Here is a 23,541-nt window from a genome sequence, read left to right as displayed (position 1 = left end):
CCATGATGAGCGACAATCTTTTCGACATCCTCGCGCGCGGCATCACGGACCCCGCCGCCACCGCCATCGAGACGCTTTCCGCCGAGCGCATCACCTATGCCGACCTGACTGCCCGCACGGGACGCATGGCGAATGCGCTGGTGGCGCTTGGCGTGCAGCCCGGTGACCGCGTGGCGGCGCAGGTGGAAAAATCCGTCGAGGCGATCATCCTGTATCTGGCGACGGTGCGGGCGGGCGCGGTCTTCCTGCCGCTGAACACCGGCTATACGCCCACCGAGATCGCCTATTTCATCGGCGACGCCACCCCGGCGATCTTTGTCTGCGATCCGGCGCGGGCCGAGGCGCTGGCATCGGCCGCAGGCAGCGCCCGACTGCTGACGCTGGGCGCGGATGGGCAAGGCAGCCTGACCGACGCGACCGACGGCCAGCCGCAGGATTTCGCGACCGTGCCGCGCGGCGCGGATGATCTGGCGGCGCTGCTATATACCTCGGGGACGACGGGGCGGTCCAAGGGCGCGATGCTGACGCATGGCAACCTGGTGTCGAACACCCGCGCGCTGATCCAGGCGTGGGAATATACCGCCCGCGACGTGCTGATCCACGCTTTGCCGATCTTTCACACCCATGGCCTGTTCGTCGCGACCAATGTGACGCTGTTTTCCGGCGCGTCGATGATCTTCCTGCCCAAATTCGACGTGGACCGCATCTTCGAAGACATGAGCCGCGCGACCGTCCTCATGGGCGTGCCGACATTCTACACCCGGCTTTTGCAGGACGACATGCTGAACGCCGAAACCACGGCGCGGATGCGGCTGTTCATCTCGGGCTCGGCGCCGCTGCTGGCGGACACGCATCGCGAATGGCGGGCGCGGACGGGCCACGCGATCCTTGAGCGTTACGGCATGACGGAAACCAACATGAACGCCTCGAACCCCTATCACGGCGACCGGGTGGCGGGGACGGTGGGGATGCCCCTGCCCGGCGTCGAGATCATCGTGACCGACCCCGAAACCGGCGCCGAACTGCCCCAGGGCGAGATCGGCATGATCGAGGTGCGCGGGCCGAACGTCTTCAAGGGCTATTGGCAGATGCCCGAAAAGACCGCCGCCGAGCTGCGCGACAACGGCTTCTTCATCACCGGCGATCTGGGGCGCATCGACGATTCGGGCTATCTGCACATCGTCGGGCGCGGCAAGGATCTGATCATCACCGGCGGCTACAACGTCTATCCCAAGGAAATCGAGACCGAGATCGACGCCCTGCCCGGCGTCACCGAATCCGCCGTGATCGGCCTGCCGCATCGCGATTTCGGCGAAGGCGTGACGGCGGTGATCGTCGGCCCCGCCCCCCCGTCCGAGGCCGAGGTTCTGTCCGCACTTGAAGGGCGGCTGGCGAAATTCAAGCTGCCCAAGCGCGTGCTGTTCATGGACGTCCTGCCCCGCAACACCATGGGAAAGGTCCAGAAGAACCTGCTGCACGATCAGTTCGGCGGGCTTTATGACTGAGCGGCAAGCGGGGACACTATCGGTCCCGTCGCTCTATATCGACCACTTCGAGAATTCCTGCCCCGTCATATGACGCAAGCGGCGGGTGTCCTCGGCCAGATCGTCGCGCATTGACTGCAGCAGCGCGTCGGGAAAGCCCGGCGCACCACGCCTTGGTCCGCGCGCCATCAGCCTGCGCAATTGCCCGCGCATCTTCGGACCCACCAACCGCGTCAGCAGCGGGCGCAGACGCCCATGCGTCAGCCGCAGCATGGATTTCGGCACCCTTTCCAATTCGTCATTGCCGTTATGTGCCGACAGTGTCGGCACCCCCATCGGCTCCGCACCGATATGGCGCAGGATCGCATCCAGATGCCCCTGCGGCGCAGAAAGAAGCGTCTCGAAATCCAGAACAAGGATCTGATCGGGGTGGAAATAATCCAGATATGCCCGCAGTTGGCGGGCATAGTGGCTTGCGTCCATGATGCTTTGGAACTGGTGCTGGCCTGCAAGCTCGGCGGGGGTTTTGCGCAGTCGGCCCATGTTCCAAGCATGGGTATATTGCGAAACCGCACGCGCGACGGGATCACGCAGCAGGTATATCAGCCGCACATCGGGGCAGGCTTCGAATATCCGCTTTGGCACACCGGGAAAATCGCGAAGCTTGGAATAGTTCGGGCTGATCTCGCCTCAAAGTGGCTTTTCAACGTCAAATTGCGAGACATACCAATCATTCCCGCGTGGATAGTTTTTCTCGGCGATGAAATAGTCCGTCTCTTTCATCCGCGCCATCGAGATTTGCGGATGACGGGCCAGAATGTCATGCAGCAACGTGGTTCCTGCGCGCATCGTGCCGATCACAATGAAATCGACCAGCTTTTGGTCGCCCTTTGGAAGGGGCGCCGCAAGATGTCCGATATGGGCATCCATCTCCATATGCTTGACCTGTCCACATCGGCCCGCCCGTTTACAGGCGACCGCCGGTTTCCAATCGAATACTGCCAAGTAATATAGCCAAAACTACGGTCGAAATGACACTTATGTCGCACTTCCGGCAGGTTTTCGTGCTGCACCGCAGCAAATCTGCACTTTCTATCCCAAGATGTAGCGTCACGATGCACCTCGCGCCCGGCTTGGGCGGGCTTCAGATGTGGTGAAACTTCGGGCCGCCGACTTGCCCGACGGCCCGAAGCTGGGAATTTTCAGCACATCCGGGCAAAGGCATAGGAACTGCTGCCAGCACAGGTTAGATCGGAAACCCTGCCACCCGCTTAAACTCATTAAGAACATATAATCGGCAAAGATGCGCCTATCTATACAGTGTCGATCAAGCAGCAAAATCTGTCTATATCCACTTGATGCCAAAATGATAATACTACCCATAAGGGCATAGATGCCTGTGCAATAGTTAAGCACATCGACTTACAAAAATACCGTATAAGCGAAATTCCGCCAATTGCGGAATGTATAGATTGGCAACCAAAAGTTGTTAGACGCCAAAAGAATCAATCCTTACTGTCCGGTAAAATTTTAATGTTTTCAGTGACACGAGAATTAGTATGGAAATGCTTTCCGACCGTCATATGGCAGTAATTCAATCTCAGGGTGTAATCTCTAGGCAGAGTCGTCGGAAGTTTTCTGCCGCGCAGCAAAATTCCGCCGAACAACGCAAATAATCATCGCGAACAATTGACAGAATCCCGCTGCGGAGCACAGTTTAGGACAGAAGTTCTGTTATTTATCTGGGCGATAGAGAAAGTTTCTATTCACCCGGATGCTTGGCGCATGTTTCAGGAGCGAGTACCTATGTTGTCTGACGCCGTAAAGCCGATCCCAGAGACCCTCGAACGGCACGCTATGGGGGGGCAACCGCGGCTGTCGCCCGCGCCGATTTTTCAAAAGAATTGGTACAGCACTGTTGGTAAAAGAACGCTTGATGTCAGTGGCGCCCTGACGATCGGTGCAATCTTTCTGCCCATCATCCTGATTGTTGCTTTTTTCGTAAGGCTTCAGGGTAAGGGCATGATTTTCGGGCATGAACGCATTGGCCGCGATGGCCGCAAGTTCCGCTGTCTCAAGTTCCGCACCATGGTTCCCGATGCCGAAAAGCGGCTGAACGACCTGCTGGACAAAGACCCCGAGGCGCGTCGCGAATGGGAAGAAAACCGCAAGCTGGACAAGGATCCGCGCATCACCAAGCTGGGTCATACGCTGCGCCGCACCAGCCTGGATGAACTGCCTCAGCTGTGGAACATCATCCGCGGCGACATGAGCCTGGTGGGCCCGCGCCCCGTCACCGCGCCCGAGCTGGAGCGTTATGGTGATTCGGTTCACGCCTATCACGCGGTGCGTCCCGGCCTGACCGGCATGTGGCAGGTCAGCGGCCGCAACAATGTTTCCTATGACGAACGTGTTCGGATGGACCGCAATTACGCGCAGGCCCATTCGCTGCCGATGGATATCTCTATTCTCGCCCGGACCGTGATGGTTGTTGTTGGAGCGACCGGGAAGTGACCAAGCGGGCGCCTTTCGGGGCGCCCTTTCGGTCTTCACGCCTCAGGCGCAGTGCGAACCCGGCCAGCGCGACCAGATTCGCGGTGGCCAGCATGACCAAAACTGTGCCCAACAGGCCCGTCCCCGCCAGCCCGGCGGCGATGAACCCGGCGATGGCACCTGCGGCAAGCCCTGTGAGAAGAATACCCATCATGATCCTGCAATCAAAACACGAATTGCAGCCAAGTGCCAGCCCTGCCCCGTCCGTGCAGATTGCCAGCGTTCACGCGTTGAAATGTCCGTGCCATGACTAGGGCTGCAACGCCGCGACTAGGGCGCGAACATTCGGCGGGGCTGATCGATTCCATGCTGCTGATCGTTGCCCGCGTCGGCGCCAATTTGCTGGCCCTGCTTTGGACGCTGCTGCTGGTCCGGCTGCTGCAGCCCGAGGCGTCGGGCATCGCACTGCAAGCCATCTCGATCGCGCAGATCGCGTCGATCCTGATCACGCTGAATGTGGAATCGGGATCGATGCGGGCGATCGTCCCCGCGCGCCAGAATGACCGCTGGGATCAGGCGGCAGGCTTCGTCCGCTTCAACCGCCGGCTTGCCCTGATCACCGCACCGATCCTTGCGCTGCTGGTGCTGGGCGTCTGGCTGGGCGGGCTGACCGTTTTCCAGACGCCCGCGACATTGGCCGCCATGGCCTTGGCGGTCGTGCTGGTGGCGATGGCACGCATGACCGCCCGCCACGCCACGGCGCTTGGCGTGATGCGCAAGGGGCTGCTGCCGCGCTTGCTGACCGGCCCCGTGGTGTTGACCTTGGGGCTGGGCATTGCCGCGCTGGCCCGTATCCCGCTGCTGCCGTGGCATGTCGTGGCGCTTTACGCGCTGTCCGAAGGCATCACGGTCGTCATCCAGAACCGCCTGCTGCGCGACGACTTCGCCTTTCTGGGCGCAACGCGCGGCGACAGCACGGGCTGGCAGGGCTGGACGCGGCTTGGCCTTTGGCTGACGCCGGGTCTGGTGATGAACGAATATCGCAAGGCCATCCTGATCGCCACGGCAGCGCTTGTGCTGACCGGGACGGAAATCAGCCTGTTCGCCGTCGCCTTTTCCATCGTGAACATCATCAATTTCGGCGTGGTCGCGGTCGACGTGGCCTTTAGCCCGCGAATCGCGCAGGCAATGGCTGCGGGCCAGCCCGGACGGCGCGACAAGCTGCTGGCCAGTTCTGGCGCGATCAAGCTGGCCGGGCTGATGTTGGGCACAGCGCTGGTTCTGCTGATGGGTCGCACCGCGCTTGGCTGGTTCGGGGCCCAGTTCGACGCGGCATATCCCGCGCTGCTGGTGATGCTGCTGATCCCCGCCATCTCGATCCTGTTTGGTCCGGCATCGGTGCTGCTGTCGTCGCGCGGCTATGGCAGGTCGGATTTCACCGGCAACCTGACCGGGGCGCTTGGCTGCATGGTCGCGATCTGCGGCCTTGGCGCGCTGTTCGGCGTCGTCGGCGCGGCAGTGGGCGCGGTTGCAGCGCATCTGCTGGGCCAAGCGACCATGACCGTGCTGTGCCGCCGCAGGCTTGGCATCGACCCTACCCTTGGAAACCTGCGCCACCTGATCCGCAGCCCCGCCACCCCTTCAGCCACGGTGACGCCATGAACCAGCTATCCCAGATCGACAGCCTGACCCCCGCCGTCCGTGGCGAGGAGGTGCTGATCGTCGTCCCCGCCCTGAACGAAGCCGCAGCGATCGAGCCTTGTCTGCGGTCGCTGATGGCGGGCGATCCCCGGCTGATGCAGGCCGATGTGGTTGTGGCCGATGGCGGCAGCCGCGATGCCACGCGCGAAATCGTGGCGCGGCTTTCGTCCGAATTCCCGAACCTGCGCCTGATCGACAACCCGGCCCGGCTGCAATCGGCGGGCATCAACCATGCCGTCCGGCTTTGCGCCACACCGCAACACCGCATCCTGCTGCGCGCCGATGCCCATGCGCTATATCCGCCGGGCTACGCGATGCGGGCGGCGGATCTGCTGGTGGAACATGATTGCGCCTCGGTCGTGGTGCCGATGGATTCGCGCGGCAAGACCTGCTTCCAGCGCGCCGCTGCATGGATCGTGGATACGCCCGTCGGCTCGGGCGGGTCGGCCCATCGCGGCGGTCGCGCCTCGGGCGAGGTCGATCACGGCCACCATGCCGCCATGCGGCTGGACTGGTTCCACCGCGTCGGCGGCTACGATGCCAGCTTCAGCCATAACGAGGACGCTGAACTGGACCATCGTCTGCGCAAAGCGGGCGGGCGCATCTGGCTGGCTGCCGATCTGCGGCTGGATTACTGGATGCGGCCGACGATGAAAAAGCTGGCGCGGCAATACTGGAATTACGGCAGAGGCCGTGCGCGCACCGTCACCAAACACGCCATGCGCCCCCGGATGCGCCAGATCGCGCCAGCGGTGAACCTTGTGCTGATCGCGGGCGGGCTGCTGCTGGCGGCCTTGGGTGCGCTGTTCGGGCTGGGCGGGCTGGTCGGATTGGGACTTGCCTGGCCGATGCTTTACCTTACCGTGCTGGTCGGCGCATCGCTGGCCATGGCATTTCGCCATTCCAGCACATGCGGGCTTTGGGCCGGTCCTGCCCTGGCCGCGATGCATGTGCCGTGGGGCGCCGGATTTTTAAGTGGTATTCTTTTCAATCGGAGACAGCATCATGCGGATTGACATCCTGATGTGCACCTTCAGGCGCCCGATGGTGGTCGAGACGATCGAATCCATCGGACGGATGCGTGGGCTGGAACAACACAAGCTGCGCCTGATCATCGCCGATAACGACGACACCGACAGCGCCCGCGCCGTCGTGACACAGGCGGCAAAGTCGCTGCCCTTTCCGCTTATTTACGTCCATGCCCCGGCGCGCAATATCTCGATCGCGCGCAATGCCTGTCTGGACGCGGTAACGGATGCCGACTGGATCGCCAGTCTGGACGATGATGAAATCGCCCCGCCCGACTGGCTGGCCGAGATGCTGGCCGCCGCGACCAGCGCAGGCGTCGAATGCGCCATCGGCAAGGTCGTCGCCGATTATCCGCAAGGCACGCCGAAATGGGTGCGCGAACTCGACTACCACTCCAGCTTCCCGGAACTGGAGCGCGTGCCGACCGCCAATAGCGGCAATGCGATCATGCGCTGGAAAGGCATGGCCTGGTGCAAGGAACGCTATGACCTGCAGCGCGGCACGACCGGGGGCGAGGATACAGAATTCTTTCTGCGTCTGACCCGGATGGGGATGCGGACGGTCGCCGCGCCACGCGGTATCCTGAACGAAGTGGTGCCGCCGAACCGGCAGACGCTGGAATGGCTGGCCAATCGGCGGTTCCGCATGGGCCAGACCCACATCATCACCGCACCCACGCCCGTGTCGCGCGTCAAGCTGTTGGCGACTGCGGGGGCCAAGGCCGCCTATTGCCGCCTTCAGCAGCGCCGCAACGCGGATAATGAAACCAAGCGCAACTTCTGGTATCTGCGCGGCCAATTGCATCGCGGCGTCGTGGCGGCGCTGACGACGAACCGCCCGCAGGCCCAGCTTTACGGCAGCGATCCGGTATGAAACAGGCATCCCCTCCTTCGGCCCAAGGGCTGCGCGTTGCCGTCTTCGGCTTCGACGTGGCCGAGGCGTCGCAGATCCGCCGCATCCGGGCGCTGCGGGCGCTTGGCTGTCATGTCACCTCATTCTGCCAGCGCCGCGAAGGCAGCCCGGATTTCACGCCGGAATGGCAGAATATCGATCTGGGGCTGGTCCGGCATCAGGACATCAAGGGCCGCGCGCTGGGACTGGGCGGCGCGGTCAAACGGGCACTGTCGCAATGGCGCGTGCTGGCCGATGCGCAACTGATCATCGCCCGCAACCTTGACCTTGCCATGATCGCGCTGGCCGCACGCCGCATCGCTGCCCTGCGGGCGGGGCGTGCGCCAGCGCCGCTGGTCTATGAATGTCTGGATATTCACGACCTGATGACCCATCCGGGCCGCAAGGGGCAGGTCATGCGGATGGCCGAACGCCGGGTGCTGGCCAATGCCTCGTTGCTGGTCGTGTCCTCGCCCGGTTTCGTCGAGAATTACTTTGCCCCGATGCAGGGCTATCGCGGCCCCGTGGCGCTGGTGGAAAACAAGCTGTGGCTGGGCCTTGATCCCACCGCGGCGCCCGCCCGCCCAACCATGCCCGCCCCCGTCGCGGATGATGCGCCGATCACGCTGGGGCTTGTCGGCTCGATCCGCTGCCAAGCCTCGGCGGAACTGCTGTTCAAGACGCTGGACCTGATGGGCGACCGGCTGCGGCTGCGCTTTTCCGGCGCGCTGCATGACCATGCCCTGCAGGATTTCCGCAGCGAATTGGCCAAGCGCCCGAACGCGGTCTGGACCGGCCCATACCACTATCCCGACGGCCTGGCGCAGGCCTATGAAGGGGTTGATCTGGTCTGGGCGCAGGACATGTGGCAGCGCGGCACGAATTCCGACTGGCTGCTGCCCAACCGCATCTATGAGGCAAGCTGGTGCGGTTGCCCGCAGATCGGGCTGGCCGACACGCAGACCGGACGCCGCATCGCGCAGGACGGGCTGGGCTTCGTCATCCCCCGCCCCGATCCGGCTGAACTTGCCGCTTTGCTGAACCGCCTGACACACAGCGATGTGCGGACGGCAAAGTCGGCGCTGCTGACCCGCCCAGCCACGGATTTCGTGCAGTCGCCCGAAGAATTGCTGCCCGTGCTGGCCCCTGCGCGTCCGGCCCGCAAAAAAACGCTGGCCGGGTCGCCGCAAATTAGCCGCGGCCCCGCCAGCTGATCCCGAATATCAGATCGTCCGACGCGTCGGGTTGGCCTTGCCCAGCCCGGCTGTCGCGGGCGGCTGGCCCATCGGTCCGACCGGATCGACCTGCGCAGTCCAATTCTCGCGGTCGCGGCCGCGCAGCAATTCCTCGACCGCCTGGCGCGGCGTGCTGGTCAGAAAGCTGATCGGGTTGCCGTTCAGCTTGGGCACCTCGCCCGTGCGCCGATCTATCAACTTGATCGAAAACAATTGCCCGCCGGTGACAGGCATCGCCGTTGAAATGGCGTGAACCGGGTATCGTTGCAGCATCATCTTGCTCCTTCGCAGGAATTGCGTGGAATTCTGATGACGGATTAATACACGACATTGCTTATCGTTTATAGGTAGAATAATCTCCTCATCGAAAGCAATGCCGACAGGATTGGAAAAAATGTCTGATCTGGACCTGATTGACCGTAAGATCGTTGCCGAGTTGATGCGTGACGCAACCCTTCCTATCTCGCAAATCGCCGAGAAGGTGGGGCTGTCCCAAACCCCATGCTGGAAGCGTATTCAAAAGCTTGAGGCGAATGGCGTCCTGACCGGCCGCGTGGCCCTGGCGAACCCGTCGCAACTGGGTCTGGGCATCGTGGTCTTTGTCGAGATCGAAGCCCCGAATCATTCCGTCGAATGGCGCGAGGATTTCACCCGCGCCGTCGAAAACCTGCCCGAGATCATGGAAGCCTATCGCATGGCGGGTGATATGGACTACTTGCTGCGTGTCGCCATCTCCAGCATGGAGGCGTTCGACCTGTTCTATAAGCGGCTGACCGATGCCGTGCCGATCAAGAACGTCACATCGCATTTCGCGATGGAACGTATCCGCTTCACGACCGCCTACCCGATCGACACAAGGAACCGCTAGGAACTCGACAGGGGCGCGCACTGGCTTTAAGTCGTTAGATCTGACGACTGGAAGGGGACCCCATGCGCCAATACCATTCTGCGCTTCGCACCGTATTGGAACAGGGCAGCGAATCGACCGACCGGACCGGGACCGGCACAATCTCATATTTCGGGATGCAGTGCCGTTACCCGCTGTCCGAAGGGTTTCCGCTGGTCACCACGAAAAAGCTGCATCTGCGTTCCATCGTGCATGAGCTGCTGTGGTTCCTGACGGGCGACACGAATATCCGCTATCTTCAGGAAAACGGCGTGTCGATCTGGGATGAATGGGCGGATGCGAATGGCGATCTGGGGCCGGTCTACGGCCACCAGTGGCGCCATTTCCCGACCATCCGCGAACAGGATGGCCGCGTCGTCGTGGGCGAGGTGGACCAGATTGCCCAGCTGGTCGAACGCATCCGCACGTCGCCCGACAGCCGCCGCCTGATCGTTTCCGCGTGGAACCCCGGCGAGGTGGACCAGATGGCGCTGCCGCCCTGCCATACGCTGTGGCAGGTGCGCGTGCAGAACGGCAAGCTGCATCTGCAATTGTATCAGCGCTCGGCGGATATGTTCCTTGGAGTGCCCTTCAACATCGCGTCTTACGCGCTGCTGACCCATATGCTGGCACATGTGACGGGGTATGAGCCCGGCGATTTCATCCATACGATGGGCGACGCGCATATCTATCTGAACCATATGGAACAGGTGCAGACCCAGCTTGCGCGCGAACCCCGCGCCCTGCCCCGGCTGCGGATCAAGCGGGACGTCGCCTCGATCTTCGATTTCCGTTTCGACGATTTCGAGTTTCTGGATTACGACCCCGCCCCCGCGATCAAGGCGCCGGTGGCCGTATGATCTCGCTTGTCGTCGCGCGCGCCCGGAACGGGGCCATTGGTAAGGACAACCAGATCCCGTGGCACCTCCCCGAGGATCTGCGCATGTTCCAGCGCGAAACGCTGGGCAGCGCCGTCATCATGGGACGCCTGACATGGGAAAGCCTGCCCTTCAAACCGCTTAAGAACCGCATGAACATCGTGGTGTCGCGCGATGCCGGGCTGACCGAGCACGTCACCGGCAGCGTCACCGATGCAATCGCCATGGCGCAGGCTGCGGGCTATCCCCGCATCTCGGGCATCGGCGGCGAAAGCATCTTCCATGAGATGCTGCCGATCTGCCACCGCCTGCTGCTGACCGAGGTGGATCTGACAATCGACGACGCTCAGGCCTTTTTCCCGCCCTTTGACGAAAGCGAATGGCGGGAAATCAGCCGCCGCGTGCTGCCGGGTGACGGCCCCGCCGCCACCCTGCGCGAATTGATCCGGCGTTAAGCGTCAAAGCGCGGTCCAGCCGCCATCGACGGAAATCGTGGTGCCGGTGATCTGATCTGCCGCCTGCGAACACAGGAATACCGCCGTGCCGCCCACCTGCTCGACGGTGGCGAATTGCCCCGAAGGCTGACGCTGCAGCATGACCTTGGCGATCACGTCTTCGCGCGACATGTTGTTGGCCTTCATCTGGTCGGGGATCTGCTTTTCGACGATGGGCGTCAGCACATAGCCGGGACAGATGGCATTCGCCGTGATCGCTTCATGGGCGGTCTCCAGCGCCGTCACCTTGGTCAGCCCGACGATGCCATGCTTGGCCGCGACATAGGCCGCCTTGAAGGGGCTGGCCGTCAGACCATGCGCCGATGCAATATTGATGACCCGCCCCCAGCCCGCCTTGCGCATGATGGGCAATGCGACTGCAGTGGTGTGGAAGGCGGAACTCAGGTTGATCGCAATGATCGCATCCCATTTCTCGACCGGAAATTCGGGAATGGGCGCGACGTGCTGGATGCCTGCATTGTTGACCAGAATATCGCAGGCACCGGCCATTTCGATCAGCGCGCGGCAATCTTCGGCCTTTGACATGTCCGCCTGAATATAGCGGACATGAACGCCATGTTCGGATGCCAGCTTTTCGGCCAGCGCGTGATCATCGGGGCTGTCGGTAAAGCTGTTCAGAACCAGATCGGCCCCCGCTTTTGCCAGTTCCGTCGCAACGCCCAGCCCGATGCCGGAATTCGATCCGGTCACGATCGCCGTCTTGCCGCCAAGGAATTTCTGAAACATCGCCATCTCCTGACCTGATGCTGCGCTGGCAGCATGGGAAATTCTTCATGCCGAGACAAGCCTGCCGCCCGACAGCGGTTCCTTGCGCATGCGCGATGGCTGCCATGCGCACTTTCGCCGAATGTAACGACCTCACGACAGGCTCTCGATAGCTTGAACGGACCTGCCCTGTCCCCCAGGCGTTAGGGTGCTATGTAAACCTCCCAATCTTAACTTTTCGAGATAACATCATGAAGATTGCAGCTTACGCAGCCCTCGCCGTCGTCGCCGCTTCGGCCGCCAATGCCGGTGGCTATGTCGCCCCCGTCGTCGAAGCACCGATCGAAGCAGTTCCCGCGCCCGTCGTGGACGCCAGCGACTGGACGGGTTTCTACGCCGGTCTGCAGTACGGCAAAGGCAACGCAGAGCTCGACTATTCGGGCGCTTCGGCCGATAGCGATTTCGACGGTTTCGGCGCACATGCCGGTTACCAGCGCGACTTCGGCAAATTCGTTGCCGGTGGCGAACTTGACTATAACAAGGCCGATCTGGACGCTGGCGGCGACGCCGACCTGATCCGTCTGCGCGCACGTGCGGGCTATGACATGGGCCGCTTCCTGCCCTACGTCACGCTGGGCGCCGCCCATATCAAGGGCGACGACGACCTGTCGGAAACCGGCATCACCTATGGTCTGGGCGCAGATTTCAAAGTCACCGAAAAATTCACCGTCGGCGCTGAATACTCGCGCAGCGACTTCAAAGACGTCGCAGACGTGGACAATGCCGATCTGGACACCGATCTGGTGCAGATCCGCGCCTCCTACCACTTCTGATCGCGCGATAGCGCATCATCTGCCAATGCAGCGCCCCCGGCTTTCCGGGGGCGTTTTGCTGTAAAGCGAAGGGATTATCGTTGCTGCCGGATGCCGTGTTCAAAGAACAAAAAAAACGCCCGCACAAGGCGGGCGCAAGTCATGAGGCAGGTTTCATACAGGCAAGAAACCTATCGAGCAGTGAGTTATCTATACGCTTTTCCCCAGATGAGTCCAATGGGTAAGTTTGCCCTTGCCCAAACGGACAGCTATTCTGATCTTCAACAAAACCAGCGACCCGAAAATCAGGGCCATCGAGCATGCGATTCTTTAGATTTGCCCACGATTCCGCATTCTGGCGGACGCTCGCGCTTAGCGTGTGTGTTGCATCCATGCCGCTGGCAAGCCCCGCCGAACCCAGCCATGCCATTGCAATGTATGGAGAACCTGCCCTGGGGCCGGGATTTACCCATCTTCCCTATACCAACCCGGACGCGCCCAAGGGCGGCACGATTCGCCTTTCGGAATCGGGCACTTTCGATTCGCTCAACCCGTGGATCCTGATGGGCAATCCGGTCTGGCCGATCTTTACCCAGCCGGGTCTGCTGACTGAATCCCTGATGATGCGTTCAATCGACGAGCCGTTCACGCTTTACGGGCTTCTGGCCGAAAGCGTCGAGACGGATGACGCAAGGTCATGGGTCGAATTCACCCTGCGCCCGGATGCCCGCTTTTCCGATGGCAGCCCCGTCACCGTCGACGACGTGATGTGGTCCTATGAGACATTGGGGACCAAGGGGCATCCGCGCTATACATCGGTCTGGGCCAAGGTCGAAAAGATGGAGCAGACCGGCCCGCGTTCCGTCCGCTTCACCTTCAACACCGCCGACCGTGAATTGGCGATGCTGATGGGGATGCGCCCTATCCTGAAGAAAGCGCAATGGGAGGGCCGGGATTTCGACAAATCCGGGCTGATGGTCCCGATCGGTTCCGGGCCCTATGTGATCGACAAGGTGGATGCGGGACGCGCCATCACCTTTCGCCGCAATCCCGATTACTGGGGCCGCGATCTGGCGGTGAACCGCGGGCTGCATAATTTCGACGTCATCCGCTATGACTATTTCGGCGACAGCTCGGCCATGTTCGAAGCCTTCAAGGCCGGTGAGACGGATATGTGGCGCGAACTTGTCGCGGCGCGCTGGGAACGCGACTTCGACTTTCCCGCCGTGCGCGAGGGCCGGATCGTCAAGTCCGAGATCGGCAACGAACGTCCTTCCGGGATCATGGGTCTGGTGATGAATACCCGCAATCCGGTCTTTGCCGATTGGCGCGTGCGGCAAGCCATGATCGAGGCGTTCAACTACCAGTTCATGAATATGACGCTGACCGGCGGCAAGGACGCGCGGATCACCAGCTATTTCTCGAACTCTGATCTGGCCATGCAACCCGGCCCCGCCACGGGACGCGAGGCAGAACTGCTGGCACCCTTTGCCCGCGATCTGCTGCCCGGCACGCTGGACGGCTATACCCTGCCCCCCGGAGGCGACCGCGCCATCGACCGCAAGGGCATCCGCGCCGCACTGGAACATCTGCGAGAAGCGGGCTGGACCGTGCAGAACGGCGAATTGCGCAATGCTCAGGGCCAGCCCTTTGCCTTCGAGATCTTGCTGAACCAGTCGGGCAGCGCCATGCGGTCCAGTGCCGAAGTGCGCCAGATCGTCAATATCTTCGTCGAGTCGCTGCGAAATCTTGGCATCCGCCCGCAGGTGACCATGCTGGATACCGCGCAATATGTCGAACGCACAAACAACTATCAGTTCGACATGACGTGGTATGAACGCGGCCTGTCGCTGTCGCCAGGCAATGAGCAGATGCTTTACTGGGGTTCCGCCGGGGTCAAGGCCACCGGAACCAAGAACTGGATGGGCATGGATTCGCCCGCAGCCGAGGCGATGATCGCCGAGATGGGTCGCGCCACCTCGGACGAGGATTTTCATGCAGCCGTGCGGGCACTGGATCGCGTGCTGACCGCCGGACGATATGTGATCCCGGTCAGCACACCGCGGATTTCACGCTTGGCGCACCGGGCAAACCTGCATTATCCTGAAAAGACGCCACTTTACGGGGATTGGCCCGGATTCATGCCGGAAACCTGGTGGCAAGAAGAAAGGAAGTGAAAGTGATCAGGACCGCAACTCTTATCGCCCTTCTGGCGTTGGCCGGATGCAACACCGTCGCAGGTGTCGGCGAAGACATCACCGGCGCCTCGCGCATGGTTCAAGGCGGCGTCGGAGGAGGAGGCGGATACTGATGAAATGGGCCCATGTCAGCGAGAACTGGCCAGCCTTTTTCGAGGCCATTGTCGAGAAATGGCCCGAAGCGGATGAGGCGGAACTGGATGAGATCGACGGCGACCAGCGCGCCTTCATCCGTTACATCGCCGAGGTGACTGGCCAGGAAATCGACGAGACCAAGGATGAAATCCGTGAATGGCTGTCCGGCGAAATCCCGTCCGACGTCATCATGGACCCGTCCCATGACAACCACTCGATCGCGCTGTCGTCGAAATATGTCGGCGAAGGCGAGGATGAATACGACGACGACGCACGTTTCGGTGATGACGACGAGGTGCGTGACGACGGCGACTGAACCGCTGTCGGGGACGCAGCAAGGGGGCGCTGCCCCCGTCCCTTCGGGACTCCCCCGTGGTATTTTCAGAACCAAGAAGATGCGGGCGGTCAGGCTGCTTGTTCAGGCGTCCAGCGTGACCCAGACCGGGACGTGATCGCTGGGCTTGTCCTTGGCACGTTCGTCGCGGTCGATCCCCAGATCAACCAGCAGATCGGCGGCTTGCGGCGACAGCAGGATATGGTCGATGCGGATGCCGTTATCCTTTTGCCAGGCGCCCGCCTGATAGTCCCAGAAGGTAAAGGGGCCGCGCGTGGCGTCGGGGTCGCGCAGGCGCACGGCCTCGGTCCAGCCGTCATGGATGATGCGGCGCAGGCTGGCGCGGCTTTCGGGTTGAAACAGCGCATCGTCCAGCCAACGTTCGGGATGGGCCGCGTCGCGCGGTTCGGGAATGACGTTGAAATCGCCCAGCATCACGGCGGGGGTTTCGGCAGCCAGCAATGCCTGGCCGCGCGCGCGAAGCCGTTCCATCCATGCCAGCTTGTAGTCGAATTTCGGGCCCGGAAACGGGTTGCCGTTGGGCAGGTAGAGCCCAGCGATGCGGATGGCGCGATCGCCCACCACCGTCGCCTCGATATAGCGGGATTGTTCGTCCGTATCGTCGCCCGGCAGGCCGCGCATCACGTCCTCGATCGGGTAGCGTGACAGAATCGCGACGCCATTGAAGCCCTTTTGCCCGTGGGTTTCGATGTTATAGCCCAGATCGGCGATCGGCTCGGCCGGGAAGCCTTCGTCCTGCGTCTTGATTTCCTGCAGCACGACCACATCGGGCTGGGCTTCGGACAGCCAGCCGGTCAGGGTTTCGATACGGGCGCGAACGCCGTTGATGTTGAATGTCGCGATCTTCATGGCGCGCAGACTAGCCGCGCGCCCCGCCCATGACCAGAGGCGGCAGACAGATCAGATTGCGAAGGAGGTGCCGCAGCCGCAGGACGATGTGGCGTTCGGGTTTTCGATGACGAAACGCGCGCCGATCAGTTCATCGGTGAAATCGATGACCGCGCCCGTCAGAAAGGGCAGCGAAACCGGATCGACCACGACGCTTTGGCCGGCACCGTTCAGTACCAGATCGTCATCGGCAGGCGCATCCAGCTTGATGTCATATTGAAAGCCCGAACACCCGCCGCCCAGCACCGCGATGCGCAGGGGGCGCGCCGGACCATCCGCGTTGATTTCGGCCAGCCGCGCGAATGCGCGTTCGGTGACCTTGGGGGGCAGGTTCAAGTCCAGGTTCATGGGGCGTTCCCGTTTCCGTCTTCAGATGTGGAATATAGGGTTCAGGGCAACAACCCGCAAGGAACGCCGCCAAGATGACCGCACCTTATGCCTGCCAGCCCGAAGACAGCCGGGGCCGCCACTGGCCCGAGCGCATGTCCACCTTTCGCAGCCCCTGGCAGCGCGACCGCGACCGGATCATCCATTCCAGCGCCTTCCGGCGGCTGAAACACAAGACACAGGTCTTTGTGGAACATGACGGTCAGGCCTATCGCGGCGATTATTTCCGCACCCGCCTGACCCACACGATCGAGGTGGCGCAGGTTGCCCGCACCATCGCGGGCGCGCTGCACCTGAATGCCGATCTGGCCGAAACGGTGGCGCTGGCACATGATCTGGGCCATCCCCCCTTTGGCCATACCGGAGAGGACGCGCTGGCCGAGTTGATGGCACCCTATGGCGGGTTCGATCACAATGCGCAGGCCTTGCGCATCGTCACGCGGCTGGAACGGCATTACGCCGATTTCGATGGGCTGAACCTGACATGGGAAAGCCTTGAAGGTATCGCCAAGCATAACGGCCCGGTCACCGGCCCCCTGCCCTATGCGCTGGCCGAGGTGAACGCCCAGTGGGATCTGGAACTGCACACCAATGCCAGCGCCGAGGCGCAGGTGGCCGCCGTTGCTGATGACGTGGCCTATAACCACCACGACCTGCATGACGGGCTGCGCGCCAAACTGTTCACCGAGGAAGATCTTGCCGAACTGCCCGTCGTCGGCGAGGCATTCGCCGAGGTGGACCGCCTGCATCCCGGCCTTGACCCCATGCGCCGCCGGCATGAGGCGCTGCGCCGCGTCTTTGGCGTCATGGTTGAGGATGTGATCGCGGTGGCCCAGAACCGCCTGACCAGCCTGCAGCCGACAAGCGTGCATGAAATCCGCGACATGGACGGCCCGATCATCCGCTTTTCCAAGCCGCTTTATCAGAACCTCAAGGCGATCAAGTCCTTCCTGTTTCAGCGCATGTATCGCGCCCCTTCGGTTGTTGTGGAACGCAAAAGAGCGACCGACATGCTGAACGGACTTTTCCCGCTATATCTGAACGATCCGTCGAAAATGCCCGCGCATTGGACGCAGGCGATGGATGCCGCGCAAGGTGACACCGAACGCGCGCGCGTCGTTCTTGATTACGTCGCGGGCATGACCGATCGCTATGCCATCGCCGAGGCGGAAAGGCTTTTGCGCTGACTTGCAAGTCACGCGGAAGCTTGGCATCAATCGGCTGTTCTCAGGGCGGGGCGAAATTCCCCACCGGCGGTTACAGCCCGCGAGCGCCCTTTTCGAAGGGGTCAGCAGATCAGGTGAAACTCCTGGGCCGACGGTCATAGTCCGGATGAAAGAGAGCGTGTGACCCCGTTCGCGGGATCGCTGCGTGATCGCCTTGGGTGACGTGTCACTTTGGAAAGGGATCATGATGACACACACCCGTTACGCCTTTGTCAAAGCCGCCTGGCACGCGGATATTGTCGATCAGGCGCTGGAAGGTTTCTGCCAGATCATCCCGCGCGAGCAGGTCGATGTGTTCGATGTGCCCGGCGCGTTCGAAATGCCGCTGATGGCGCGCGATCTGGCGCGGACCGGGCGCTATGGCTCGGTCGCGTGTGCGGCGCTGGTCGTGGATGGCGGCATCTATCGCCACGATTTCGTGGCGGCTGCCGTCGTGCAAGGTCTGATGCAGGCCGGATTAGAGACGGGGGTTCCGGTGCTGTCGGTATCGCTGACGCCGCATCATTATCAGGAGACCGAGCATCACACCGCGATCTTCCGCGAGCATTTCGTGCAAAAGGGCCGCGAGGCTGCGAATGCCGCGCTGGCCATCGGCAAGGCCCGCGCCGCGATCGGCTGAACGCTGATAAGGGCGGCGTGTCAGCCGCCCTTCACGCCGGTCCTAATGCCCGTCATGCTTGGTCAGCCAGTCCTGCATCATCTTGATTTCCGCTTCCTGCGCGGTGATGACTTCCTCGGCCAGTTTGCGGACCTCGGGGTCTTTGCCGTGTTCCAGAACGACCTTGGCCATGTCGATGGCCCCCTGATGATGCGGGATCATGCCGCGCATGAAATCGACATCCGCATCGCCGGTATACTGGACCATCATCCCTTGGTGCATCGTCTCCATCGCCGCCTCATACCCGGCGGTCGAGGCGCTGTCTGGGGTCGTGCTGGACGCGCCATGTCCGCTGTGGTCCTGCGCCATGGCAAGGCCGGGGATCAGGGTCAGCGCAAGGGCTGCGGTTCGGATCATCGGTATTCTCCCTAAATTACACCGCCAAGGATGCAGGGGGCGGGCGCGAAGGCAAGTGACAAGCCCGTCAGCGCAGGAAAATCAGCGACATGCCGATGACGGCCAGCACCGCGCCCAGCCATGACGTGCCGGATGGGCGCGCGCCGGTCAGCACCCAAAGCACTGGCAGGATCAGCACGGGCGACAGCGCGGACAGTGTGGATACGATGCCGACCTTGCCGCCTTGCAGGGCAAACAGCAGCAGCGTCATGCCGATGACCATGGCGACGATGCCCGAAAGCGCGGTCATCACGAAAATGCGCGGCGTAATCTTTGACTTGGCGCGAAAGAACGGCACGGGCAGCGTCATCATCGCCACCTGCGCGACCGCCGCGACCCCGATACGGATCATCGAGGCGACATAGGGGTCGAACCCCTGCGCCATGACCGGGCGCGCCATGAGCGAGCCCGTGGCCTGCCCCGTCGCCGCCAGCACACCCATGCCGACCGCGATCCAGACCGGCCCCTTCACCTCCTCGAAGCGATGCTGGCCGGACCGGCCCGTACGCCCCAGCACGGCCAGCGCGATCCCCGCCGTCGCAAGACATATCCCGGCAGAGGCCTGCAGCGACAGCTCCTCGGCCAGAAACAGCCAACCCAGCAGCGCGGCGATGGGCGCGTTCAGCGCAAACAGCGCGCCCGTGCGGCGTGGGCCAAGGCGCACCATCGTCATGAACAGCATCATGTCGCCCAGAAACACGCCCAGAATTCCCGACGCGGCGATGCGCCAATACCCCGGCTGGGCCACGCTTGCGATGCGACCGCTTAGCAAGACGATCAGCAGCAGGATCGCGAACACGACCGTCCAGCGCAATCTGTTGAAGGCAAATGGCCCAAGTGCCGCGACCGAACCGGCGGCGATAAGCCCCGTGACCGACCAGCAGATCGCCGCGCCAAAGGCCGCAAGTTCGTAATATGGCATCCGTCCCCCCTACCATACCGTCATGGAATAGGGGCAGAATTGAACCTGCTCAAGCCGGGCTGCGTTGTGCCCGCGCAACTCATTCACCAAAAGGAGATCGGCAATGATCGTCAATCATGGTTCGGCGAAATGGGAAGGTGGCCTGAAAGACGGCAAGGGTCTGGTTTCGACCAAATCCGGTGCGCTGAATGACCTGCCCTATGGCTTCAAGCAGCGGTTCGAGGGCGAGCCGGGCACCAACCCCGAAGAACTGATCGGCGCGGCCCATGCCGCCTGCTTCAGCATGGCGCTGTCGATGATCCTTGAAGGCAAGGGCGTGACGGATGTGAAAATCCAGACCACCTCCAAGATCGGGCTGGACAAGGATGGCGACGGCTTTGCCATCAAGACCGCGCATCTGACCACGACGATTTCCGGCAATGGCGACAAGGCCGTGATCGAGGAAGCCGCGAAAATGGCCGAAAAAGGCTGCCCCATCAGCAAGGTGCTGAACGCCGAGATCACGCTGGACGTGACGGTGGCCTAAGCCAGCGAAACATGCGGCTGCGGGTGATATCCCGCAGCCAGCACCCGAACCATCGGCGCAGGCGTCAGCACCTGCACATCCGCTGCGGGCAATGCCGTCGGGCTGCCATATCCCTGCTCGTGCCATTCATGGGCCTGCCCGGCCCAGACCAGCCACACACGATCCGTCACAAACATCGCGCCATCGGGCAGATCCCTGGCTTGTCCGCGATGCCGCAACTGCCTTCTGTCCCGGCCGACCCGCGCAAGATGCAGCGCCCGATCGATCTCGGTGGCAAAAGCGGGGCCGAAGCATTCTTCCCAGACCGCCTTGAACCGGCGGTAATCCGCATTCCGGCATTCCGCGCAGGGGCGGTGCCCGACGGCAAGCGCCGTCGCATCGTCCAGAAAGAACAGCTCCGTATAATTTCGGGGCCGCATCACCTGACGGTGGCGGCCCCGAAATTCCAGCGCGCAGCAAATCCAGTTCTTGTGCCGCCAGCGCGCGGCGCCAAGCCGTCGCTGGTCGTCATGCAGAATACCGCGATTTCCCATCCATTCGCCCCGAAACGGGCGGGCGACAATTTCGCCCGTGGGAAACACGCGGTTCTGAAGCGTCACACCATCATTTCCTTGGTGCCGGTCAGCTTCAATTCGGGATGGTCGCGCTGCACACGGTCGATGTCCCATTGCAGACGGGTCAGATAGACCAGATCGCCGTCATGGTCCTGCGCCATATGCCCCTTATTGGCATTGGCAAAGGCTTCGACCTTATCCTTGGGGCCCGCGACCCAGCGGGCGCTGGTGAATTGCGACGATTCAAAGCGCACCGGCAGGCCGTATTCGATCTCGATCCGGCTGGCCAGCACCTCGAATTGCAGCGCGCCCACAACGCCGACGATAAAGCCCGAGCCGATCATGGGCTTGAAGACCTTGGCCGCGCCTTCCTCGGCGAATTGCATCAGCGCCTTTTCCAGATGCTTGGCCTTCATCGGATCGCCCGCGCGCACGGTCTGCAGCAATTCCGGCGCAAAGCTGGGAATGCCAGTGAAACGCAGGGTTTCCCCCTCGGTCAGTGCATCGCCGATGCGCAGCTGGCCATGGTTCGGGATGCCGATGATGTCGCCCGCCCATGCCTCTTCGGCCAGTTCGCGGTCGGCGGCCAGAAACAGCACGGGGTTCGACACTGCCATCGGCTTTTTCGACCGCACATGCAAAAGCTTCATGCCGCGTTCGAAATGTCCGCTTGCCAGCCGCACAAACGCCACCCGGTCGCGATGCTTGGGGTCCATATTGGCCTGCACCTTAAAGACGAAACCCGTCACCGGCTTTTCATCCGGGCTGATCTGGCGTTCGGATGCGTTCTGCGGCTGCGGCTGCGGCCCGTATTCGCCGATGCCCGACATCAATTCCTTGACGCCAAAGCTGTTGATCGCGCTGCCGAACCAGATCGGCGTCAGATGGCCTTCCAAAAACGCCTTCCGGTCGAAGGCGGGCAGCAGTTCGCGCGCCATCTCCAATTCCTCACGCAGCTTTTCCAGCTGCTCGGCGGGGATGTGGTCGGCCAGCTTCGGATCGTCAAGGCCGGTGATCTTGATCGATTCCGCGACCTTGTTGCGGTCGGCGCGGTCCATGATTTCCAGCCGGTCGTGCAGCAGGTCATAGGCACCGATGAAATCGCGCCCCATGCCGATGGGCCAGGATGCCGGGGCCACGTCGATCGCCAGATTTTCCTGAATCTCGTCGATGATCTCGAAGGTGTCGCGGCTTTCGCGGTCCATCTTGTTGCAAAAGGTCAGGATCGGCAGATCGCGCAGGCGGCAAACCTCAAACAGCTTGCGGGTCTGGGATTCGACGCCCTTCGCGCCGTCGATCACCATGATCGCCGCATCCACCGCCGTCAGCGTCCGGTAGGTGTCTTCCGAAAAATCGCTGTGGCCGGGGGTATCGACCAGATTGAACAGATATTGCCCGAATTCGAACGACATGGCCGAGGCGGAAACCGAGATGCCGCGGTCCTGTTCCATCTTCATGAAGTCGGAACGTGTGCGCCGCGCCTCGCCCTTGGCGCGGACCTGCCCTGCCATCTGGATGGCACCGCCGAAAAGCAGGAACTTCTCGGTCAGGGTGGTCTTGCCGGCGTCGGGGTGCGAAATGATCGCAAAGGTCCGGCGGCGGGCGATTTCGGGCGGAAGGACGGGCATGTTTGTCATGCTCCGCGCTTTACCCTGCCCCGCTTGCAGCCTCAAACGAATTGTTCGCGCATCAGCCTTTCATCAAGCCCATGGCCCGGATCGAACAGCAGCCGATGCTTGATCGAGGTTTCGGTCCGGATCTCGACCCATGACACGGAATCGACGCCGCGCGAATCCGCGTCGGCCATGACCGGACGCTTATCAAGGTCCAGCACGTCGAACCGCACCACGGCATCTTTCGGCAGGATCGCCCCGCGCCAGCGCCGGGGACGAAAGGCTGCAATCGGCGTCAGCGCCAGAACGTCGGAATCCAGCGGCAGGATCGGCCCGTTCGCGGAATAGTTATAGGCCGTCGAACCCGCCGCCGTGCAAAGCAGCACACCGTCGCAGACCAGTTCCTGCAGCCGCACCCGACCATTCACGCTGATGCGCAGCCGTGCCGCCTGCGGTCCCGCCCGCAGCAGGCTGACTTCGTTGATCGCCAACGCGCAATGTTCATGGCCGTCCATCGTGCAGGCGGTCATGGCCAAGGGGTTCACCACCGTTTCCTCGGCGGCGGTGATGCGTTCGACCAGCCGTTCTTCGGAAAAATGGTTCATCAGGAAACCGATGGTGCCGCGGTTCATGCCATAGACCGGCAGGCCGCGGTTCTGATGCATGACCGACAGCATCAGCCCGTCGCCGCCCAGTGCCACGATCACCTCGGCCTCGCGGATGGGGACGTGGCCATAGCGTTCCGACAGGCGTTCGGCGGCACCTACGGCGGTTTCGGTCGTGCTGGCGATGAAATGCATTTTCATGCCCGCCATCATGGCCGGGCGCGGCGCGGACGCAAGCCCCTGCGATGGCATGGAATATCTACCGCCCCTGCGTCGCATCCATCCTAGCGGGCAGTTACAAAACCGTTTAGAACCCCGCCAAGCCGTTTTTGCATGAGGACCACATGAGCAATACCGGATTCTTCACCGAGACGCTGGACAGCCGGGACCCGGCCGTTTTTGGGGCGATCCGCCAGGAACTTGGGCGCCAGCGCGACGAGATCGAGCTG

Annotated in this window: 26 protein-coding genes and 1 riboswitch; of the genes, 15 read left to right on the top strand and 11 right to left on the bottom strand. The window is 62.2% G+C overall.

The genetic code is table 11. The features are described from left to right. The first annotated feature begins 5 nt into the window (after positions 1–5). On the top strand, positions 6–1,505 hold the full coding sequence (locus FN835_RS16190; protein WP_142664271.1) for a malonate--CoA ligase: 1,500 nt from the start codon (positions 6–8) through the stop codon (positions 1,503–1,505). Positions 1,506–1,538: 33 nt separating this feature from the next. Here the strand turns inward: FN835_RS16190 and FN835_RS16185 are convergent, their stop codons facing one another. Beyond that, entirely contained in the window at positions 1,539–2,129 is a 591-nt protein-coding gene (locus tag FN835_RS16185) for a sulfotransferase (RefSeq protein ID WP_281285418.1), read from the bottom strand. Between the two features lie 45 nt (positions 2,130–2,174). After that, complete coding sequence (locus tag FN835_RS16180; protein ID WP_142664269.1) at positions 2,175–2,420, bottom strand: sulfotransferase; 246 nt, start codon at positions 2,418–2,420, stop codon at positions 2,175–2,177. Between the two features lie 870 nt (positions 2,421–3,290). On the opposite strand from FN835_RS16180, the gene FN835_RS16175 reads away from it, so the two are divergent. The 5 genes from FN835_RS16175 to FN835_RS16155 all read left to right on the top strand — a co-directional run bounded on the left by FN835_RS16175 (position 3,291) and on the right by FN835_RS16155 (position 8,812). Next, complete coding sequence (locus FN835_RS16175; RefSeq protein WP_246098770.1) at positions 3,291–3,998, top strand: sugar transferase; 708 nt, start codon at positions 3,291–3,293, stop codon at positions 3,996–3,998. Positions 3,999–4,283: 285 nt separating this feature from the next. Continuing rightward, complete coding sequence (locus tag FN835_RS16170) at positions 4,284–5,639, top strand: lipopolysaccharide biosynthesis protein (RefSeq protein WP_142664268.1); 1,356 nt, start codon at positions 4,284–4,286, stop codon at positions 5,637–5,639. Further along, on the top strand, positions 5,636–6,694 hold the full coding sequence (locus tag FN835_RS16165) for a glycosyltransferase family 2 protein (RefSeq protein ID WP_142664267.1): 1,059 nt from the start codon (positions 5,636–5,638) through the stop codon (positions 6,692–6,694). Before FN835_RS16170 ends, FN835_RS16165 begins: the two co-directional genes overlap by 4 nt. Next, complete coding sequence (locus FN835_RS16160) at positions 6,684–7,580, top strand: glycosyltransferase family 2 protein (protein ID WP_142664266.1); 897 nt, start codon at positions 6,684–6,686, stop codon at positions 7,578–7,580. Before FN835_RS16165 ends, FN835_RS16160 begins: the two co-directional genes overlap by 11 nt. Beyond that, positions 7,577–8,812 carry a glycosyltransferase gene (locus tag FN835_RS16155; RefSeq protein WP_142664265.1) on the top strand — a complete coding sequence of 412 codons (1,236 nt, stop codon included), beginning with the start codon at positions 7,577–7,579 and terminating at the stop codon, positions 8,810–8,812. The genes FN835_RS16160 and FN835_RS16155 overlap by 4 nt, the downstream gene beginning before the upstream one ends. Before the next feature lie 9 nt (positions 8,813–8,821). Here the strand turns inward: FN835_RS16155 and FN835_RS16150 are convergent, their stop codons facing one another. Next, on the bottom strand, positions 8,822–9,109 hold the full coding sequence (locus tag FN835_RS16150; protein ID WP_185958724.1) for a hypothetical protein: 288 nt from the start codon (positions 9,107–9,109) through the stop codon (positions 8,822–8,824). A gap of 118 nt (positions 9,110–9,227) precedes the next feature. Here FN835_RS16150 and FN835_RS16145 point away from each other — a divergent pair, with 118 nt between their 5' ends. The 3 genes from FN835_RS16145 (at position 9,228) to FN835_RS16135 (ending at position 11,052) form a co-directional block, all read left to right on the top strand. Further along, positions 9,228–9,701 (top strand): Lrp/AsnC family transcriptional regulator, encoded by a 474-nt coding sequence (locus FN835_RS16145; protein ID WP_142664263.1) that lies wholly within the window; start codon positions 9,228–9,230, stop codon positions 9,699–9,701. A 62-nt stretch (positions 9,702–9,763) separates the two neighbouring features. Beyond that, positions 9,764–10,579: a thymidylate synthase gene (locus FN835_RS16140; RefSeq protein ID WP_142664262.1), complete on the top strand. Its 816-nt coding sequence runs from the start codon at positions 9,764–9,766 to the stop codon at positions 10,577–10,579. After that, positions 10,576–11,052 carry a dihydrofolate reductase gene (locus FN835_RS16135; protein WP_142664261.1) on the top strand — a complete coding sequence of 159 codons (477 nt, stop codon included), beginning with the start codon at positions 10,576–10,578 and terminating at the stop codon, positions 11,050–11,052. Before FN835_RS16140 ends, FN835_RS16135 begins: the two co-directional genes overlap by 4 nt. A gap of 3 nt (positions 11,053–11,055) precedes the next feature. Here FN835_RS16135 and FN835_RS16130 read toward each other — a convergent pair whose 3' ends face one another. Next, positions 11,056–11,838, bottom strand: a complete 783-nt coding sequence (locus tag FN835_RS16130) for a 3-hydroxybutyrate dehydrogenase (RefSeq protein ID WP_142664260.1) — start codon at positions 11,836–11,838, stop codon at positions 11,056–11,058. A gap of 230 nt (positions 11,839–12,068) precedes the next feature. Here FN835_RS16130 and FN835_RS16125 point away from each other — a divergent pair, with 230 nt between their 5' ends. The 3 genes from FN835_RS16125 to FN835_RS16115 all read left to right on the top strand — a co-directional run bounded on the left by FN835_RS16125 (position 12,069) and on the right by FN835_RS16115 (position 15,278). Next, a complete protein-coding gene (locus FN835_RS16125) occupies positions 12,069–12,650 on the top strand; it encodes an outer membrane protein (RefSeq protein ID WP_142664259.1) in 582 nt (193 codons plus the stop codon). Between the two features lie 299 nt (positions 12,651–12,949). Beyond that, complete coding sequence (locus tag FN835_RS16120) at positions 12,950–14,806, top strand: extracellular solute-binding protein (RefSeq protein WP_142664258.1); 1,857 nt, start codon at positions 12,950–12,952, stop codon at positions 14,804–14,806. A 133-nt stretch (positions 14,807–14,939) separates the two neighbouring features. Next, on the top strand, positions 14,940–15,278 hold the full coding sequence (locus tag FN835_RS16115; RefSeq protein ID WP_142664257.1) for a hypothetical protein: 339 nt from the start codon (positions 14,940–14,942) through the stop codon (positions 15,276–15,278). Between the two features lie 102 nt (positions 15,279–15,380). On the opposite strand, the gene xth is transcribed toward FN835_RS16115, so the two are convergent. Continuing rightward, on the bottom strand, positions 15,381–16,166 hold the full coding sequence (gene xth / locus FN835_RS16110) for an exodeoxyribonuclease III (protein ID WP_142664256.1): 786 nt from the start codon (positions 16,164–16,166) through the stop codon (positions 15,381–15,383). 51 nt (positions 16,167–16,217) lie between these two features. Continuing rightward, entirely contained in the window at positions 16,218–16,553 is a 336-nt protein-coding gene (locus FN835_RS16105) for a HesB/IscA family protein (protein ID WP_185958723.1), read from the bottom strand. A 74-nt stretch (positions 16,554–16,627) separates the two neighbouring features. On the opposite strand from FN835_RS16105, the gene FN835_RS16100 reads away from it, so the two are divergent. Further along, positions 16,628–17,779, top strand: coding sequence for a deoxyguanosinetriphosphate triphosphohydrolase (locus FN835_RS16100; protein ID WP_142664255.1), 1,152 nt, complete (start codon positions 16,628–16,630; stop codon positions 17,777–17,779). Positions 17,780–17,811: 32 nt separating this feature from the next. After that, positions 17,812–17,940, top strand: a riboswitch (FMN riboswitch). Positions 17,941–18,005: 65 nt separating this feature from the next. Continuing rightward, the gene (locus tag FN835_RS16095; protein WP_142664254.1) at positions 18,006–18,437 is read left to right on the top strand and encodes a 6,7-dimethyl-8-ribityllumazine synthase; all 432 of its coding nucleotides are present in this window, start codon (positions 18,006–18,008) and stop codon (positions 18,435–18,437) included. Between the two features lie 42 nt (positions 18,438–18,479). Here FN835_RS16095 and copM read toward each other — a convergent pair whose 3' ends face one another. Both copM and FN835_RS16085 read right to left on the bottom strand, forming a co-directional pair. Beyond that, positions 18,480–18,833: a CopM family metallochaperone gene (copM, locus tag FN835_RS16090; RefSeq protein WP_142664253.1), complete on the bottom strand. Its 354-nt coding sequence runs from the start codon at positions 18,831–18,833 to the stop codon at positions 18,480–18,482. Positions 18,834–18,900: 67 nt separating this feature from the next. Then, the gene (locus FN835_RS16085) at positions 18,901–19,794 is read right to left on the bottom strand and encodes a DMT family transporter (protein ID WP_142664252.1); all 894 of its coding nucleotides are present in this window, start codon (positions 19,792–19,794) and stop codon (positions 18,901–18,903) included. Between the two features lie 103 nt (positions 19,795–19,897). On the opposite strand from FN835_RS16085, the gene FN835_RS16080 reads away from it, so the two are divergent. Further along, complete coding sequence (locus tag FN835_RS16080) at positions 19,898–20,320, top strand: OsmC family protein (RefSeq protein WP_142664251.1); 423 nt, start codon at positions 19,898–19,900, stop codon at positions 20,318–20,320. Here FN835_RS16080 and FN835_RS16075 read toward each other — a convergent pair. From FN835_RS16075 to FN835_RS16065, 3 genes are read right to left on the bottom strand one after another with little or no spacing between them, the layout of a single operon-like run. Continuing rightward, entirely contained in the window at positions 20,317–20,919 is a 603-nt protein-coding gene (locus tag FN835_RS16075; RefSeq protein WP_142664250.1) for a hypothetical protein, read from the bottom strand. The genes FN835_RS16080 and FN835_RS16075 overlap by 4 nt on opposite strands. Next, positions 20,916–22,511: a peptide chain release factor 3 gene (locus FN835_RS16070; protein WP_142664249.1), complete on the bottom strand. Its 1,596-nt coding sequence runs from the start codon at positions 22,509–22,511 to the stop codon at positions 20,916–20,918. Before FN835_RS16070 ends, FN835_RS16075 begins: the two co-directional genes overlap by 4 nt. A 32-nt stretch (positions 22,512–22,543) precedes the next feature. Next, positions 22,544–23,293 carry an NAD kinase gene (locus FN835_RS16065; RefSeq protein ID WP_142664248.1) on the bottom strand — a complete coding sequence of 250 codons (750 nt, stop codon included), beginning with the start codon at positions 23,291–23,293 and terminating at the stop codon, positions 22,544–22,546. Positions 23,294–23,541 lie beyond the last annotated feature (248 nt).

This window comes from Paracoccus laeviglucosivorans, assembly GCF_900182695.1.
In the GTDB taxonomy this organism is placed as follows: domain Bacteria; phylum Pseudomonadota; class Alphaproteobacteria; order Rhodobacterales; family Rhodobacteraceae; genus Paracoccus; species Paracoccus laeviglucosivorans.
Note: the sequence above shows the minus strand (reverse complement) of the source record. Positions and strands in the feature narration are given on the sequence as shown.